We start from the raw sequence: 20,130 nt of genomic DNA, 5'->3' as shown, positions 1-20,130 counted from the left end.
TATACCGATGACAAATACCGTAGCTGAGAAAATAAAAAGATTAAGAAAATCCAAAGGGTTTTCTCAGGATGATATGGCAGATAAACTACACATCTCCCAGTCTGCCTATGCACGCATAGAAAGCGGGGAAAGCAATTCATGGGTACATCATATTGAAAAATTAAGTGAAATTTTTGAAATAAAACCTGAGAACTTTCTTACGGATGAAGCTAATAATCTTGAACAAGAAAATACAGATCAAAAAGGGGGAATGGCATTTCAATTTGTAGGTACTATTAATACTATAAATTCCTTATCAGAAAAGGTAATTGAACTCTACGAAGAACGTATAAAAGAATTAAAGGAGCAGGTAGAATTCTGGAAAGACCAGGCTGGAAACTCCAGCAATCCTGTAAATTAAAAAAAACCGGTTAAGAAAATTTCTTAACCGGTTTTTTTAGTTCTTTTGTCTATTTAATTATTCACTCAGATTCAATTCGATCTCAATATCTTTGTTGATCTTTTTCAGGGACGAATATTTGGCATCACAAACCATTGTGGTTAAAATATATTCTCCTTTTTCTACCAATAGAAAATTCTGTCCGTTTGCCGGAACATCCAGATTATAATATTTTTTTCCGTTGATCTTTACAATCAGATTACATTTAGACCTGTTTTTAATATTGATATACGCTTCCTTATCCATCGGATCATTATTAAAAAGATGGGTTAACATGGCTGCTGTCTTTTTGTTCTGTTCGCTTGCTCCGGTAGATTTTTTATTCGATCCGGAAACACTCGCGTAGTTTACGGTTCTTTCCGCTTTGGAAGCATTGGCTGCAATGGTTTTAGAATTGTTCAGGCTGTTGTTATCCAAAACCATCTGTTTTATTTTATCTTCACTTAAGGGTTTAATGGTTGGCTTGGCTTCAGGAGAATTTCCTGTTGTGATAATGGCAATCAGTTTTCTTTTGAAATAGTCTGTTTTGGCATGTCCGGGATTTTGTTTCAGAAATCCTGCAATCACTCTTGCTTCCGCAGTGGTTTCCGCATCACTTTCTGTATAGATGATGGCAGTTTCCTTTTCTACGATGCCTTTGGATTTCGTTTTTTTCTTTTTTTGCGAAAATCCGAGAGTGAAAATGCATAAAAATATGAGGAGAAATATTTTTTTCATTAAGTAAGCATTTAAAAATTTATTAAATATACAAATAACGCAAAAAGTCATTTTTTAGTTTATCATTAAAATCATTATCTTTGCATCGCTTTAAAATTAAGCTAAAAATTAATACTAATCTTAAATAAAAAAAATAATAGATATTATGTCTTATACACCAGCTGCTGCAGACGTAGCAAAATTGAGAAACCAAACAGGTGCAGGTATGATGGACTGCAAAAAAGCTTTAGTTGAAGCTGAAGGAGATTTCGAAAAAGCGGTAGATATCCTTAGAAAAAAAGGACAGAAAGTTGCTGCTAACAGAGCTGACAGAGAGTCTACTGAAGGTGCAGTAATCGCTAGAGTAAACGAAGATAATACTTTAGGTGCTATTATCTCTTTAAATTGTGAGACTGACTTCGTAGGTAAAAACGAAGCTTTCATCGAACTAGCTTATGAATTGGCTGAAATGGCAATTTTTGCTGCTTCTAAAGAAGAATTATTGGCTACAGATTTCCACGGAATCACTGTTGCTGAAAAATTAATCGAGCAAACAGGTGTTATCGGTGAAAAAATCGAGATCGGTGCATTCGAAAGAATTACAGGTCCTTATTTAGGAGCTTACATCCACGCTGGAAACAAAATCGCTGCCATCACTTCTCTTTCTGCAAAAGTAGACGGAGCAGATGAAGTTGCAAAATCTGTTTCTATGCAGGCTGCTGCGATGAACCCAATCGCTCTTGATGAAACTTCTGTTTCTCAGGAAACCATCGATAAAGAATTAGAAATCGAAAGACACAAACTTGTAGAAGAAGGGAAACCTGCAAACATTATCGATAATATCCTTAAAGGTAAAATGCAGAGATTCTACAAAGACAATACTTTGGTACACCAGGATTTCATCAAAGACAGCTCTATGTCAGTTGCTGACTATGTGAAGTCTGTAAATGCAGATCTTAAAGTAACAGGATTTATCAGAATCAGCTTATAATCTTTTTAAGATTAAAAATATTAATCCCGATGATTTTTTTCATCGGGATTTTTTTATGCCGAAAACAGCGAACCTTCTAAATATTAACATATTATTAAATATTTAAAAATTACATTAAATGGAGTTATTTAGATAAAAATCATCATAAAAAATTGATTATTAATGCTTAGATTTGCAGCCCTTATTATTAGACATGAAAAAATTTCTACTAATCTTTTGCTCTTTTTTTTATTTAATTCTTAATGCCCAACTGGATACGGAACACTGGTTTGCGCCAATGTCGGCAAGTTCACTTCAGGGTACTCCGGAATGCTATCTGTATTTATCCACCAATGAAACGACTCCGTTTTCGGTTCAGATTTACAACAACAATACGGTGTTTTCTACTGTTCAGGTGAGTAAAAACAATCCGGTACAGGTTACCATTCCGAACAATTATATGATTGCCTCTACTCCATCCAATCTTTTTACACAGAGATCAATGGGATTACAGGTGAAAGGTCCTAAAAAATTCTTTGCCAACTTCAGATTTGCAGTTCCCAATCAGGCAGAAATCATCACTTCCAAAGGTCTGGCAGGAATCGGGAAAAACTTTTTCGTAGGCGTTGCCCCGAATACAACCGCAAAACCTTACGTTAATTCAACCATTGGATTTATTGCAACGGAAGACAATACAACCGTAACATTATCCGGTTACAATCCGAACGTCATTTTCTCTGACGGTACTTCATCACCCTCAAGAACGTTTACCATCAATAAAGGGAAATCATATATCATTGAAGCGCAGAGTGATCTATCCTCAAGCAATTTAACAGGATTGGTTGGCGCAAAAATTACGGCGAACAAACCTATTTCGGTAACCAACGGTAATTTCAACAGTATCTATACCACACAGAACAACAGCAATGTGGATATTCTGATGGATCAGGCTGTTCCTGTAGAAAGATTAGGAAAAACATTTGCTTTGGTAAAAGGAAACGGACCTGCCAATTCCGGAATGGAAGCTGCTTTGGTTATTGCCACGGAAAATAACACCAAACTTACCGTAAACGGTACTCTTTTAGGAAATGTCACACTGAATGCAGGACAATATTACATTGTTCAGGGAACCAGCTATATCAATCAGGGGAACGGACATTACAACATGAGTATTTCTGCCAATAATAATGTGTATGTTTATCAGCTTCTTGCAGGAACTTCAGGAAGTACGGTATACGCAACCGGAGGAATGAATTTTATCCCGCCTTTAAGCTGTTTTTTACCAAAAGAAATTAACGAAATCGGTTTTATCAATAAAATAGGAAGCAATTCTTTTGATACCAAACTTAATATCATTACCCAGACAGGAGCCAATGTAACGTTTAACGGAAGTGCCATCGGCGCAATCAGCGGACCTTATCCTGTAACGGGAAATCCGGGCTGGGTAACGTATTCTCTACAGGGCGTTAACGGAAATGTCACGGTAAATTCCACCCTTCCTGTTACGGCAGGAATTGCAGCCGGAAACGGTGCAGTAGGTTACGGGGGGTATTTTGCAGGGTTTTCATCTGTTCCGGCGATTACAAAAACCGGCGACTGCTACGCAGGAATTCTTTTACAGGTTGATAATAATTACGATTCTTATCAGTGGTTTTTAAATGGAAATCCAATTTCGGGAGCAACCTCTTTCTCAATCAATCCAGAATTATACGGAGCCGGAGATTATACCTGTTTAATTACAAAAAACAACTGTGAAACCAGATTAACAGGAGTTTACAGCTATACTTTATGCCCTCCGATTTCCACTACAACTTACAATATCGGGTCTTGTAACACAAAAGTGATTACTCCGGCGTTTACAAACTCTACGCAGACTATCGTTCCATCGCTTACCAGTATTATTTCACCACCAACATCGGGAACTGCTACGGTAAATCCAACAACAGGACAAATTACTTATACTCCCAATCCTTCTGCAACGAACACTACCGATAATTTCATATACTATGTTCAAGGGAATGGAAATCCTTTTGATTTTGAGTATTTTAAAATCATTATTAATACAAATGTTTTACAGGTAAACAACGGTTCTTTAGCATCCTGTGCAGGAACCAACGGAAACGGAACTTACAATCTGACTTCCGTAAATGTTTCTTCTGATCCGGGAACTACGGTAACTTATTTTACCAATTCAAATTTAACCGGACAGATTGCAAACCCTGCGACGTATTCCGGATCGGCAGGAACTATTTATGCCAATGTGACTTCACAGTACGGCTGTTCAAAAACCGCTCAGATTACATTAACTTTAAATGCTTTACCAAATGTTAACAATGCTTCTCTGGCTTCATGTACAGGAACAGGCGGAAACGGAACGTTCAATTTAACAGCAGCCAATGTTTCTTCTGATCCGGGAATTACGGTAACGTATTTTACGAATTCAAATTTGACGGGGCAAATTACCAACCCTGCAACCTATTCAGGTCCTTCAGGAATTATTTATGCGAATGTGACTTCAGCAAACGGATGTTCGAAAACCGCTCAAATCACTTTAACGGTAAATTCTTTACCCAACACGAATAATGCGACTTTAACATCTTGTGCAGGAACCAATGGAAACGGAACTTTCAATTTAACTTCAGCCAGCGTTTCTTCTGATCCGGGAGTTACAGTAACTTATTTTACCAATTCTAATTTAACGGGACAGATTACCAATCCTGCGAACTATTCGGGAGCTTCAGGAATTGTTTATGCCAATGTAACTTCTGCAGCAGGCTGTTCAAAAGCAGCTCAGATTACTTTAACGGTAAATTCTTTGCCTAATGTTACGAATGCCACTTTATCTTCGTGCGCAGGAACCAACGGAAACGGAACTTATAATTTAACCACAGCCAACGTTTCTTCTGATCCGGGAGTGACGGTAACCTATTTTACCAATTCTAATTTAACCGGACAGATTACCAATCCTGCGACGTATTCCGGACCGGCTGGAATTATTTATGCAAATATTACTTCTGCGAATGGATGTTCCAGACAGGCACAGATTACATTAGCTTTAAATGCTTCTCCGAATGTTAACAATGCTTCTCTGACTTCATGTACAGGAACAGGCGGAAACGGAACGTTCAATTTAACTGCAGCCAACGTTTCTTCTGATCCGGGAATTACGGTAACGTATTTTACAAATTCAAATCTGACAGGACAAATAACTAATCCTGCAACCTATTCAGGTCCATCAGGAATTATTTATGCGAATGTGACTTCTGCAAACGGTTGTTCGAAAACCGCTCAGATCACTTTAACAGTAAATTCTTTACCCAATACGAATAACGCGACTTTAACATCTTGTGCAGGAACTAATGGAAACGGAACTTTTAATTTAACTTCAGCTAACGTTTCTTCTGATCCGGGAGTTACAGTAACTTATTTTACCAATTCAAATTTAACAGGACAGATTACAAATCCTGCGAATTATTCGGGAGCTTCAGGAATTGTTTATGCCAATGTAACTTCCGCAGCAGGCTGTTCAAAAGCAGCTCAGATTACTTTAACGGTAAATCCTTTGCCTAATGTTACGAATGCCACTTTATCTTCGTGCGCAGGAACCAACGGAAACGGAACTTATAATTTAACCATAGCCAATGTTTCTTCTGATCCGGGAGTGACGGTAACTTATTTTACCAATTCTAATTTAACCGGACAGATTACCAATCCTGCGAATTATTCAGGACCGGCGGGAATTATTTATGCAAATATTACTTCGGCAAACGGATGTTCCAGACAGGCACAGATTACTTTAACAACCACTCCATCGCCTAATATTAACACCGCAAATTATAATGCGAGTCTTTGTGATGATAATTTTGACGGAATCGTTAACGTGAATTTTTCAACCGTTACTCCTCAGATTGTTACCAACGCTGCGAATTTTACGGTAAGATATTATTTGAGTCAGGCTGATGCAAATGCCGGAAATGGTAACACTCTGCCTGTAAACTGGACGTATACAGCAAATACTACCGTTTATGTAAGAGTAGACGCAGCGGGAGGAAGTTGTCCTCCGGCTTTCGGACAGATTAATTTTAAAATCGGAAATAAAATTACGCTGCTTACCAACGTCGTGAATATGGATATTTGCGATAATGATCTTAACGGTTCTGAAAACGTAAATCTTAATGACTATAAAAATTTATTTACCACTAATCCTGCCATTACTTTAACTTTTCATGCTACTTTAGCGGATGCTCAGAATGGCACTAACACAATTCCTGCAAACCAGACGATTACTTCTCCAAAAACTTTCTACGTGAGATTTGTAAGCGGAACCGAATGTCCGAATACAGGAGTTATTAATGTAACGCTTAAATCGCCTAAAAAATCCAGTCAGCTTACTGACAAAGTGGTTTGTTCCACAGAAAAAGTGGTATTGGATCCGGGTGCGGAATTCAGTTCTTATACTTGGAGTACAGGAGCAACTACTCAGACTATTCTTGCCGGTGCGGGAACGTATTATGTAGATTTAGGTTTTAACGGATGTGTTTATCGTCAGTTTGTTAATGTAACGACTTCACAAGCTCCGACAATTACCAGTATCAACGTAACAGCTTCTAATGCGACTGTAAATGTTACAGGCGGAACACCTCCTTATCAGTACTCGTTAAACGGAATAGACTATCAGATTTCAAATACATTTATCGGTCTTTCAAGAGGAATTCATACCGTTTATGTACTTGGAAAAGATGGCTGTTTACCTGTGGTTAAGGAGTTTTTAATTGTAAATATTATCAATGCAATTACCCCGAACGGAGACGGCATCAATGATGTTCTCAATTATTCTGATCTGAAAATAAAACAAAACGTGTCTATTGAAATTTCAGACCGATATGGAGCTGCTGTCTATAAATCTACAGATAAAAGCTATATCTGGGACGGAAAATCAGGAGGACGACCTCTTCCGACAGGGACTTACTGGTATATTTTAAAATGGATTGAACCCGATACAAAGCTTCCGGTTTCTTACTCCGGATGGATTTTAATAAAAAACAGAGAATAACTTTTTTACTTTACACTATACCACTGATCCTGATGAATTAAAATCATCAGGATTTTTTATTAATATTTAAATATCTTTTCAATTATTAAAAAAATATTAAATATTCAACAATATTCATAATTATAGAAATTACTAATTAAAATTTATATAAAAAATTGACTTTTAATACTTACATTTGCATCCCTTATTGAGAAATATGAAAAAACTTTTACTAACCATTTGTACATTTCTTTGTCTATTATTCAATGCACAGCTTGACACCGATCATTGGTTTGCTCCGATGTCAGCGAGAGAAGTTACAGGAAATCCTAATGGATTTTTGTATTTATCCACGGATGAAACAATTCCTTTTTCGGTTCAAATTTACAATAACAATGTCCTATATTCTACAGTACAGGTTAGTAAAGGAAATCCTACTCAAGTTAGCATTCCATATAATTTTATGCTCGCAACAAATCAGTCAAGCCTTTTTACTCCCAACTCAATGGGGCTTTATCTAAAGGGTACAAAGAAATTCTTTGCAAATTATAGAGTTTCAATTCCAAGTCATGCCGAAATTATTACTTCAAAAGGATTGGCTGGTCTTGGAACAAAATTCTATGTAGGAATGGCTCCTTTAACGGCTCAGACTAATTACTTTAACTCAACAATAGGGGTTATAGCTACAGAAGATAATACCACTGTGACTTTATCTAATTATGATCCAAATGTTGTTTTTTCTGATGGAAGCTCAACAGCTTCTAAAGTTTTTACACTTAATAAAGGACAATCATACATTATTGATGCGATAAGTAGTAACTCATTCTCCAATTTGAGTGGTTTGGTGGGAGCTAAAATTGAATCTACCAAACCCATATCTGTTACAAATGGAAATTTCAATGGATTATACACTTCTTTGAATTTTATAAATAATGATATTTTAATGGATCAAGCTGTACCAGTAAATCGCTTAGGAAAAGATTTTGTATTAATGAAGGGAAATGGTACTATACTATCTGAAATGGAAACAGCACTAATTATCGCGACTGAAAATAATACAAATATTACTATTAATGGGATTGCCACTGGTATTGTAATGAATGAAGGGGATTATTATATGGTTCCGAGTAATAATTATATACAGCACGGAACCGGAGACAATTACAATATGAGCATTTCTGCCAATAATAACATCTATGTTTATCAGTTATTAGCAGGAGTTTCTTCTACAACCGGAGGCAATGAATATGCTACAGGAGGGATGAACTTTATTCCTCCGTTGAGTTGCTTTATGCCCAATAAAGTAGATGAAATAGGATTTATCAATCAAATCGGGAATCAGACATTTAATACCCGCCTCAATATTATCACCCAAACCGGAGCAACCGTAACTTTAAACGGAAATCCGATTGCTACAGCTAACGGACCTTATCCTGTAAACGGAAATCCTAACTGGGTTACCTATACTGTTCCTAATATTACAGGAACTGTTACCGTAAATTCTACCAAATCTGTAACCGCAGGAATTGCAGCAGGAAGCGGCGCAGTAGGTTATGGAGGCTATTTCGCAGGATTTTCTTCTGTTCCTGTGATTTCAAAAACAGGAGATTGCTATCTCGGGATTTTATTACAGGTAGATAACACATACGACAATTACCAATGGTATCTGAATGGAAATCCTATTCCGGGAGCCACTTCATATTCCATCAATCCGGAATTATACGGCGCAGGAAACTATACCTGTATGGTTTCTAAAAATAATTGTGGTTCTCTGCTTACAGATCCGTATTCCTATACATTATGTCCTCCGATCACAACGACGACTTATAATATAGGATCATGCAATACAAAAGTGATTTCGCCTGTTTTTACAAATTCTACACAGACTATTGTTCCGGCAAATACAAGTATTATTTTAGCACCTACTTCCGGAACTGCAACTGTGAATTCTGCAACCGGGCAAATCACCTATACTCCCAATGCAGGACTTACAGCAGATACAACGGACAGTTTCATTTATTACATAGAAGGAAACGGAAGCCCTGCAAGTTTTGAATATTTTAAAATCATCATCAATACGGATGTTTTGCAGACCACAAATGCATCCTTAACTTCATGCGCAGATACCAACGGAAACGGGACTTTCAATTTAAACTCAGTCAGTGTAACACCGGATTCGGGAACTACGGTACAGTATTTCACCAATGCTGCATTAACAGGAACTCCCATTGCGACACCGGGAAATTATTCAGGACCTGCAGGAACCATTTATGCAAATGTAACATCATCATACGGCTGTACAAAAGTCGCACAAATTACATTAACTACGACTCCGTCTCCAAATATTAACACAGGTAATTATAATGCGACACTTTGTGATGATAATTTTGACGGTATCGTTAACGTGAATTTCCCAAGCATCACTCCTGTTATTGTGACCAATTCTGCAAACTTCAATGTAAGATATTATTTACTTCAGGCTGATGCAAATGCGAGTAATAACAATACACTTCCAGCAAACTGGACGTATACAGCTAACACTACTGTTTATGTGAGAGTGGATGCACTTACAGGAAGCTGCCCTCCGGTTTTTGGTCAGATTAACTTTACTATCGGAAACAGAATTACTTTAATTACAGCAAATACAGCAACAGATGTTTGTGACAGTGATCTTAGTGGTTCTGAAGCAGTAAATTTAAATGATTACAAAAACCTTTTTACGGCGAATGCAGGAGTAAGCCTTACGTTCTACTCTACATTGGCCAATGCACAGGCGGGAACCAATGCGATTTCACCAAACCAGAATATTTCTGCAACAAATACCTTTTACATCAGATTTACTTCTGCTACAGAATGTCCGAGTACGGGAGTTTTAACAATCAATTTAAAATCACCAAAAAAATCTACAAGACTTGCTGATAAAGTCATATGTCCTAATGATACAACAACATTAGACGCTGGTGCCGGATTTACTTCTTATTTATGGAGTACCGGAGCAACCACACAATCCATCATTGCCGGAGCGGGAAATTATTATGTGGATCTTGGATTCAACGGATGTGTATACAGACAGTATGTAAAGATTACCACAGCTGAATCTCCTTCTATTTCTAAAATTGAGGTTTCAGGGTATAATGCTACCGTTACCGTTACAGGGGGGACTCCTCCATATAAATATTCATTAAACGGAATTGATTATCAAACCTCTAATATTTTCACCGGTTTATCCAGAGGAATGCATACTGTTTATGTTGTAAGTGCAGACGGATGTTCACCAGTTATTAAAGAATTTTTAGTATTAAATCTTATCAATGCAATTACTCCAAACGGAGACGGGCTAAATGATGTGTTGGATTATTCAGATTTAAGAATTAAGCAAAATGTTTCAATAGAAGTTGTAGACCGTTACGGAGCTCCTGTATACAGATCTTCGGACAAAAATTACAGATGGGACGGCAAGATTAACGGAAGACCTCTGTCTACAGGAACATACTGGTACCTGCTAAAATGGATTGAACCCGATACAAAATTACCTGTTTCATACTCAGGATGGATTTTAATTAAGAATCATTAATAAATTTCAAACTTTCTTTTATTTTTCGTTAACATTTATTAAATATTATTTTAAATTTGTAGAAATCATAATTAATTGTATATGAGAAGATTTCTACTGTCTTTCGTATTAATATTTTGTACGATTAACACGCTTTTTGCCCAAAGAGACACAGATCACTGGATCGCTCCGTTTTACACATCCGTTACCGGGTACACTAATGCAGTGTATCTTTCCACGGATTCTACCACTCCGTTTGATGTAAGAATATACAACAATAATAACCTGATACAGACCGTTTCAGTTGCAAAAGGAGCGCCTGTTTCTTATACTGTTCCCGCCAGTCTTATTAACGGAACAACAAGCACAGATGCTTTTACAGTGGGGACAAAAGGATTATATTTAAAAGGCGACAAGCCTTTTTACTGCACTTTACGATCTGCTCAGACCGCTCATGGTGAAATCATAACCTCGAAAGGCAAAGCAGGGATCGGGAAAAAATTCTATGTAGCGGCAACTCCCAGTACGGCAAACAGCTCCAGTAATAATTTCACTGCAGGAATTCTTGCCACAGAAGATAATACGTCGGTTACCGTATCATGGAATACCGCAGGTTTAGTTTTTATCGGAGGTACCCCCGGAGGAAACTCACAGACATTTACTCTGAATAAAGGGCAGTCTTATATTTTGGCAGGAAATCATTTAACTTCAGCCAATTTAAATGGATTTATCGGCGCCAAAGTGGTTTCAGACAAACCTGTAACCCTTACCAACGGAAATGCGAACGGAAATTTTGCAACAAACACTTCTGATGGTTCCGATTTAATTATGGATCAGTCTGTTCCGGTGGAAAGACTCGGAAATACTTTTGCCATGGTAAAAACCAAAGCAACCAATCCTACTTTGAATATGGAAGGAGGAATCATAATTGCGACAGAAGACAATACTGAAATATATATCAACGGTTCCACTACTGCTGTTGCCACAATTAATGAAGGGCAATGGTACAGAATCAATGAAACCAGCTATGTAGAACAAAATCCGGGAAGCGGACATTTTAATATGTTCATTTCCACTTCTAAAAATGTATATTTATATCAGTTCATAGGCATTCAGGGATTCTCTTACAATGGAGGATACAATTACATTCCGCCGCTAAACTGTTTCCTTCCGAGAAAAATTGATGAGGTGGGAAAAATTAATGAAATGCCCGGAATTGCAACAAGCAATATTACTTTTTTAAAGCTTAATATTCTTACAGAAGCTGGAGCTGCTGTTACATACAGCATTGATGGCGGACCGGCAACCACTCCAACTGCCGCTCAGGGACCTTATCCGTTAACAGGAAATACAAACTGGGTGACCTATGCCATTGAAAATCCGACAGGAAACTTAACCATTAATTCAACAAAAGCTGTAACGGCAGGGATTAACGGAGGATATGGAACAGCGGGTTACGGAGGCTATTTCGCAGGATTCTCTTCTATTCCTATTATTGCGAAAAAAACCGGGGAATGCGTACCCGGGATCATTCTTGAAGTGGATGACAGCTATGAAACTTATCAGTGGTATCTGAACGGAAACCCGATTCCCGGAGCTACACAAAACGTCTACACGCCTACCGTAGCCGGAAATTATACCGTGAAGGTAACCATGGGAACATGCCCGCCGGTAACAACACCGATCTATAAAGTTTTTTCATGCGTAAAAAACACAACTGCCGCTCTTAATGCATGTGCTACGAAGGTCATTACTCCTGCTTTCTCGTTCACCACAACACAGACGCCCGTGGCAAGTACGGTGACTATTCTTACCTATCCTGCAAACGGTACAGCAACCGTAAACTCTTCGGGGCAGATTACCTACATTCCGAATCCCGGATATTTAGGTCCCGATACCATTGTTTACCAGTTCTGCGGAAATGCTCCCGAATTTATAGACTGTGAAAAGGTAACGTTAAATCTTACCGTAGTACCGTTTATTTTAACAGATACTACTATCAAAGCATGCCAGTACAACGGTAAAGGCTTCTTTGATCTTACTTCAGCCAATGTAACAACTTACACTCCGGTTGTGAAGAAGCTCTATCCTACCCTTGCCGATCTGAATGCAGCAACCAATGAAATTACAAACCCTGCCAGTTATCTTTCGGCAGCAGGAAATGTTTATGTAAAAGTAACCACCAACGAAGGATGTACAGGAAATGCTAAAATTACTTTAGCTTATCTTCCGACTCCGGTGGTAATGGAAGCTACCATCAGCGAATGTTACCTTGAAAATAATGAAACAAAAGCTGCATTCAATCTTTCGATTGCCAATGTTTCAGCCGAATCGCCGATTACCAAAAAGTATTATCCTACTTTTGTAGATGCAAGCAACGGAACCAATGAAATATTAAATCCTTTGGCGTATGTTTCAGGGAATGCTTCGGTTTACATCAGGGTTTACAACTCAAACGGATGTTATGCGATTGCCAAAGTGAACCTCGTGGTGATTCCTCCGAAAAGATCAGCTGTTCTTGTAGATAAAATCATTTGTATCGATGGCAGAACAAATCTTGATGCAGGACCGGGTTATCAGTCCTATCTGTGGAGCACGGGAGCAACCACTCAGGTTTTATCGGGAGTTTCTGTTGGAGATTACTGGGTAATTCTTAAAGACAACGGATGCTCTGTAAAACAGTTTGTAAGCGTGAAAAAAGCGGTAGATCCTGTGATTTCGGAAATCGAAATCTCAAACAATACCGCAACGGTGAAGGTAACAGGAGGACAGGCGCCTTACAAATACGCTGTGGATTCTCCGGCAAACTGGCAGGATTCCAATGTATTCACAGGGCTTTCAAGAGGACAGCATACTTTTTATGTGAAAGATGCCTACAACTGTACCCCGATCTTTGTAGAAGTAACCGTACCGAATTTATTAAATGCCATCACGCCGAACGGTGATAATAAAAATGATTTCATCGATTACAGCGAGCTGGCTTACAAAGAAAATTTAAGCTTCGTGGTCTATGACAGATACGGAAATAAAATCTTTACAGGGAATAAATTCAATAATTACAAATGGGACGGTAAACATTTTGACAAGAAAATTGTTACGGGAACCTACTGGTACCACATCAACTGGAATGAGCCCAACAAGGAAAAAACACCAATCAAATATTCAGGATGGATCCTTGTAAAAAATATTGACTAAAAGACAAAAAAAAAGAATTATTAAAGCCACGAATATAAATCGTGGCTTTTTTATGTATTTATAAGTTTTTTTTTGAGAATATTATTAAGAACATATTAAATATTCTATTATTTTTGCAAGAATCCTAATTCTATAATTATGAATAAAATTCTACTGTCTTTTGTATTAATGTTTTTCAGCATTAGTACCATATTTGCACAGAGGGATACAGAGCACTGGATTGCACCTTATTATGCATCCACAACAGGATATACCAATGCTGTATATCTTTCTACTGACTCTACCACCCCGTTTGATGTGAAAATCTACAGCAACAATGCAGTGCTAACTACTGTGACCATCAGCAAAGGAAATCCTCAAACGTATTCGGTTCCTCTTGTAAATATAACAGCTACTGCTACAACAGATGCTTTTACTGTAATCAATAAAGGGCTTTATCTGAAAGGTGATAAGCCATTTTACTGTACTCTAAGATCCGCCCAGACCGCTCATGGTGAAATTATTACTTCAAAAGGAAAGGCCGGAATAGGAAAATTGTTCTTCGCAGCCAATGCGCCTAATACCAGTGCAGGAACAGGTACTTCTAATAATTTCACGGCGGGTATTTTAGCAACAGAAGACAATACTCAGGTTACTGTTACATGGACAACTTCAGGAATTCAGTTCATAGGGGCTCCTTCAACTTTTACTGGAAATTCTCAAACTTTTACTTTAAATAAAGGACAGTCTTATATATTAGCAGGAAACAATGGTACCTCGGCAAACCTTACCGGATTCATCGGGGCAAAAGTTGTTTCGGATAAACCCATTAGTTTAACCAACGGTAGTGCAAACGGAAATTTCGGAGCAGGAACTTCTGGCGGTTCAGATTTAATTATGGACCAGTCTGTTCCTGTGGAAAGACTAGGGAATACCTTTGCCATGGTAAAAACAAAGTCTACTGCTCCGGCAGAAAACATGGAGGGCGGAATTGTAATTGCGACAGAAGACAACACACAGATATTTGTAAATGGCGGAACCACTCCGTTAGCGACAATCAATGCTGGAGAATGGTATCGAATCAATGAAACCAATTATGTTCAGCAGGGAACAAGCGGACATTTCAATATGCTGGTTTCCACTTCTAAAAATGTATATCTTTATCAATTGGTAGGTGTAGGTACAGCAAATAATACCGGAGGATACAATTATATTCCGCCATTGAACTGCTTCCTTCCGAGAAAAATTGATGAGATCGGAAAGATCAACGAAATGCCTGGTATTTCAGGCATCACTTTAAAATTAAATATTTTAACAGAGACAGGAGCCGCAGTTACGTACAGCATAGATGGCGGACCCGCAACCACTCCAACTGCCGCTCAGGGACCTTATCCGTTAACAGGAAACACAAACTGGGTAACCTATGCCATTGATAACCCTACAGGAAATGTGACGGTAACCTCAACAAAAGCTGTAACAGCCGGAGTAAACGGAGGATACAGTACCGCAGGTTACGGTGGGTATTTTGCAGGATTCTCTTCTATTCCTTTAATTGCAAAACAGACAGGAGACTGTATTCCGGGGATTATCCTTGAAGTAGACGACAGCTATGAAACTTATCAGTGGTATCTGAACGGAAACCCGATTCCCGGAGCTACACAAAACGTCTACACGCCTACCGTAGCCGGAAATTATACCGTGAAGGTAACCATGGGAACATGCCCGCCGGTAACAACACCGATCTATAAAGTTTTTTCATGCGTAAAAAACACAACTGCTGCTCTTAATGCCTGTGCTACGAAAGTCATTACTCCTGCTTTCTCCTTCACCACAACACAGACTCCCGTGGCAAGTACGGTAACTATTCTTACCTATCCTGCAAATGGTACAGCAACCGTAAACTCTTCGGGGCAGATTACCTACATTCCGAATCCCGGATATTTAGGTCCCGATACTATTGTTTACCAGTTCTGCGGAAATGCTCCCGAATTTATAGACTGTGAAAAGGTAACGTTAAATCTTACCGTAGTACCGTTCATTTTAACAGATACTACTATTAAAGCATGCCAGTACAACGGTAAAGGGTTCTTTGATCTTACTTCAGCCAATGTAACAACTTACACTCCGGTTGTGAAGAAGTTCTATCCTACCCTTGCCGATCTGAATGCAGCAACCAATGAAATTACAAACCCTGCCAGTTATCTTTCGGCAGCAGGAAATGTTTATGTAAAAGTAACCACCAATGAAGGTTGTACAGGAAATGCTAAAATTACTTTAGCCTATCTTCCGACTCCGGTGGTGATGGAAGCTACAATCAGCGAATGTTACCTTGAAAATAATGAAACAAAGGCTGCATTTAATCTTTCGCTTGCCAATGTTTCAGCCGAATCGCCGATTACCAAAAAGTACTATCCTACTTTTGTAGATGCAAGCAACGGAACCAATGAAATATTAAATCCTTTGGCGTATGTTTCAGGGAATACTTCGGTTTACATCAGGGTTTACAACTCAAACGGATGTTATGCGATTGCCAAAGTGAACCTCGTGGTGATTCCTCCGAAAAGATCAGCTGTTCTTGTGGATAAAATCATCTGTATCGATGGCAGAACAAATCTTGATGCAGGACCGGGTTATCAGTCCTATCTGTGGAGCACGGGAGCAACCACTCAGGTTTTATCGGGAGTTCCTGTTGGAGATTACTGGGTAATTCTTAAAGACAACGGATGCTCTGTAAAACAGTTCGTAAGTGTGAAAAAAGCGGTAGATCCTGTGATTTCAGAAATTGAAATTTCAAACAATACCGCAACGGTAAAGGTGACAGGAGGACAGGCGCCTTACAAATACGCTGTCGATTCTCCAGCAAACTGGCAGGATTCCAACGTATTCACAGGGCTTTCAAGAGGACAGCATACTTTTTATGTGAAAGATGCCTACAACTGTACCCCGATCTTTGTAGAAGTAACCGTACCGAATTTATTAAATGCCATCACGCCGAACGGTGATAATAAAAATGATTTCATCGATTACAGCGAGCTTGCTTACAAAGAAAATTTAAGTTTCGTGGTCTATGACAGATACGGAAATAAAATCTTTACAGGAAATAAATTCAATAATTACAAGTGGGACGGTAAACATTTTGACAAGAAAATTGTGACGGGAACCTACTGGTACCACATCAACTGGAATGAACCCAACAAGGAAAAAACACCAATCAAATATTCAGGATGGATCCTTGTAAAAAATATTGACTAAAAGACTAAAAAAAAGAATTATTAAAGCCACGAATCTAAATCGTGGCTTTTTTATGACATAATGTTATCATTTAACAAATATAATTTGAAGGTATAACAGAAAATTCCGTTATTTTTGCACGAATCCTAATTCTATAATTATGAATAAAATTCTACTGTCTTTTGTATTAATGTTTTTCAGCATTAGTACCATATTTGCACAGAGGGATACTGAGCACTGGATTGCGCCTTATTATGCATCCACAACAGGATATACCAATGCCGTATATCTTTCTACTGACTCTACCACCCCGTTTGATGTGAAAATCTACAGCAACAATGCACTGCTTACTACTGTGACCATCAGCAAAGGAAATCCTCAAACGTATACAGTGACCGCAAATCTTATTTCCGCAACAACTCCATCGGAAGCCCTTCAGGTCATTACAAAAGGATTGTACTTAAAAGGCGACAAACCTTTTTACTGTACTTTAAGATCTGCCCAGACTTCTCACGGAGAAATTATTACTTCTAAAGGGAAGGCCGGAATCGGGAAACTATTCTTTGTAGCTAATCCTCCCAATACAAACGCAGGGACGGGTACTTCTAATAATTTCACGGCAGGTATTTTAGCAACGGAAGACAATACTCAGGTTACTGTTACATGGAATACTTCCGGACTGATATTTTTAGGGGGAACTCCTTCCGGAGCCAACTCACAGTCATTCACACTGAACAAAGGTCAGTCTTACATTATGGCCGGAAACAATGGTACCTCGGCAAACTTTACCGGATTCATCGGGGCAAAAGTAGTTTCGAACAAACCCATCACATTAACCAACGGAAGTGCAAACGGAAATTTCGGAGCATTAAGTTCAAGCGGTTCAGATTTAATTATGGACCAGTCTGTTCCTGTGGAAAGACTCGGGAATACCTTTGCCATGGTAAAGACAAGGTCTACCGCTCCGGCAGAAAACATGGAGGGTGGAATTGTAATTGCGACAGAAGACAATACACAGATTTTCATTAACGGAGCTACCGCTCCTATTGCCACAATCAATGCAGGAGAATGGTACAGAATTAATGAAACAAACTACATCCAGCAAGGAGGTGCAAGCGGACACTTTAATATGTTTATTTCTACTTCCAAAAATGTATATTTATATCAATTGGTGGGTGTAGGAACGGAAAATAATACTGGAGGATACAATTATATCCCGCCGTTAAACTGTTTCCTTCCGAGAAAAATTGATGAGATCGGAAAGATCAACGAAATGCCTAGTGTTTCCGGAGTAACCTTAAAGCTTAATATTCTTACAGAAGCCGGAGCTGCTGTTACGGTGAATGGAGCCACTCCAACTGCTGCTCAGGGACCTTATCCGTTAACAGGAAATACGAACTGGGTAACTTATGCTATTACAGGAATTACAGGAAATGTGACGGTAACCTCAACAAAAGCTGTAACAGCCGGAGTAAACGGAGGATACAGTACGGCAGGTTACGGAGGATATTTCGCCGGATTCTCTTCTATCCCTTTAATTACAAAACAGACGGGAGACTGTATTCCCGGACTTGTTCTTGAAGTGGACGACAGTTATGAAACCTACCAATGGTTCCTAAACGGGAATCCTATTCCCGGAGCCAATTCGAATAGCTATACTCCGACAGTAGCGGGAAATTATACGGTAAGAATTACTGTGGGATCATGCGTTCCTGCCATCACTCCGGTTTATAAAGTGTATACATGTCTTCAGAAATCCACAAAAGCTCTTACAGTTTGCGAAGGCTTCCAGGCAGTGGTTCCGTCTTTTACAAATTCTACTCAGACTTACGTCCCGAGCACCGTAACAATTGTTACTCCTCCAACAAATGGTTCTGCGGTTATTGATCCGAACGGAGTCATCATTTATACACCTAATTTCGGTTTTACGGGTATAGATACTATTGTTTATAAATTCTGTGGAAATGATCCTGATTTTACAGATTGTGAGCAGGTAACTTTAACGTTAACTGTTTCTGCAAGTCCTACAGTAACGGATGCAACACTGAGATCATGTTTTATTCCGTCTAATCCTGCTACGGCATTATTTGACCTTACAACGGCTCTTGTATCTACCACTACAGGAATTACAAAAAAATATTATCCTTCTTTAACGGATGCACAGCTCGGAACCAATGAAATCATTAATCCGGCGAACTATATTGCACCAAACGGAGTCGTTTTCGTAAAAGTAAGCAACGCAAACGGATGTTTCAGAATTGCCAAAGTTACATTAATTGTTCTCCCTCCGGTTTACTCCAGTATTTTGCAGGATAAAATTATCTGTATTGAAAATAAAACAACGCTAGATGCAGGTCCCGGATTTACTGCCTATTTATGGAGTACAGGAGCAACTACACAGTCGATCAGCAATGTCACTACAGGAACTTACTGGGTAGATCTTAAAACCGGAAATTGCGTAACAAGACAGACGGTAAAAGTATACGCCTCAGAACAGCCTGTTATTTCAAACATTGATATTTCAAACAATACCGTTACGGTAAATGTATTGGGAGGAACTGCTCCTTACCAATATTCAATAGATAATATTCACTGGCAGGATTCTAATGTATTTACAAATGTTCCGAGAGGAAATAATACGTTCTACGTAAAGGATTCTTATAACTGTTCTCCAATGCAGGTAGAGGTTACCGTACCTAATCTTATTAACGTAATTACGCCAAACGGAGATGGTGTAAACGATATGATTGATTATTCCGCGTTAGGAAACAAGAAAAACCTTGTGTTCAATATTTACGACAGATACGGAGCAAAAATGCATCAGGGAAATAAAGAAAACGGATATAAATGGGATGGCGCAGTGGGCGGCAAAAAAGTACCTACAGGAAACTATTGGTACGATGTAAGCTGGAACGAGCCAAACGGTAAGCAGACTCCGATTAAATATTCCGGATGGATTCTAGTGAAAAACAGAAATTAATTTTAAATATTCTTTAAAAAATATTCTCCGAAAAAACCATGATTTTGATATCATG

General features: G+C 38.5%; 8 protein-coding genes. 7 read left to right on the top strand and 1 reads right to left on the bottom strand.

Going from position 1 to position 20,130, the window contains the following annotated elements; all coding sequences use genetic code 11:
• Positions 1 to 7 precede the first annotated feature (7 nt).
• Positions 8 to 400 (top strand): helix-turn-helix domain-containing protein, encoded by a 393-nt coding sequence (locus tag WFH39_RS00300; RefSeq protein WP_336688366.1) that lies wholly within the window; start codon positions 8 to 10, stop codon positions 398 to 400.
• A 57-nt stretch (positions 401 to 457) separates the two neighbouring features.
• Here the strand turns inward: WFH39_RS00300 and WFH39_RS00295 are convergent, their stop codons facing one another.
• Complete coding sequence (locus WFH39_RS00295; RefSeq protein WP_336688365.1) at positions 458 to 1,156, bottom strand: DUF6759 domain-containing protein; 699 nt, start codon at positions 1,154 to 1,156, stop codon at positions 458 to 460.
• A gap of 145 nt (positions 1,157 to 1,301) precedes the next feature.
• Between WFH39_RS00295 and tsf the strand changes: the two genes are divergently transcribed.
• The 6 genes from tsf (at position 1,302) to WFH39_RS00265 (ending at position 20,075) form a co-directional block, all read left to right on the top strand.
• On the top strand, positions 1,302 to 2,126 hold the full coding sequence (tsf, locus tag WFH39_RS00290) for a translation elongation factor Ts (protein ID WP_116100114.1): 825 nt from the start codon (positions 1,302 to 1,304) through the stop codon (positions 2,124 to 2,126).
• A gap of 193 nt (positions 2,127 to 2,319) precedes the next feature.
• Positions 2,320 to 7,158: a gliding motility-associated C-terminal domain-containing protein gene (locus WFH39_RS00285; protein ID WP_336688364.1), complete on the top strand. Its 4,839-nt coding sequence runs from the start codon at positions 2,320 to 2,322 to the stop codon at positions 7,156 to 7,158.
• Positions 7,159 to 7,354: 196 nt separating this feature from the next.
• Positions 7,355 to 10,711 (top strand): T9SS type B sorting domain-containing protein, encoded by a 3,357-nt coding sequence (locus tag WFH39_RS00280; RefSeq protein ID WP_336688363.1) that lies wholly within the window; start codon positions 7,355 to 7,357, stop codon positions 10,709 to 10,711.
• A gap of 81 nt (positions 10,712 to 10,792) precedes the next feature.
• Positions 10,793 to 13,885 carry a gliding motility-associated C-terminal domain-containing protein gene (locus WFH39_RS00275; RefSeq protein WP_336688362.1) on the top strand — a complete coding sequence of 1,031 codons (3,093 nt, stop codon included), beginning with the start codon at positions 10,793 to 10,795 and terminating at the stop codon, positions 13,883 to 13,885.
• A 138-nt stretch (positions 13,886 to 14,023) separates the two neighbouring features.
• On the top strand, positions 14,024 to 17,116 hold the full coding sequence (locus tag WFH39_RS00270) for a gliding motility-associated C-terminal domain-containing protein (RefSeq protein WP_336688361.1): 3,093 nt from the start codon (positions 14,024 to 14,026) through the stop codon (positions 17,114 to 17,116).
• 139 nt (positions 17,117 to 17,255) lie between these two features.
• Positions 17,256 to 20,075, top strand: coding sequence for a T9SS type B sorting domain-containing protein (locus WFH39_RS00265; RefSeq protein ID WP_336688360.1), 2,820 nt, complete (start codon positions 17,256 to 17,258; stop codon positions 20,073 to 20,075).
• Positions 20,076 to 20,130 lie beyond the last annotated feature (55 nt).

The organism is Chryseobacterium sp. MMO-72 (assembly GCF_037146035.1).
GTDB classification, from domain to species: Bacteria; Bacteroidota; Bacteroidia; order Flavobacteriales; family Weeksellaceae; genus Chryseobacterium; species Chryseobacterium indicum.
The sequence above is the reverse complement of the archived record's forward strand: the minus strand, read 5'-3'. Positions and strand labels throughout refer to the sequence as shown.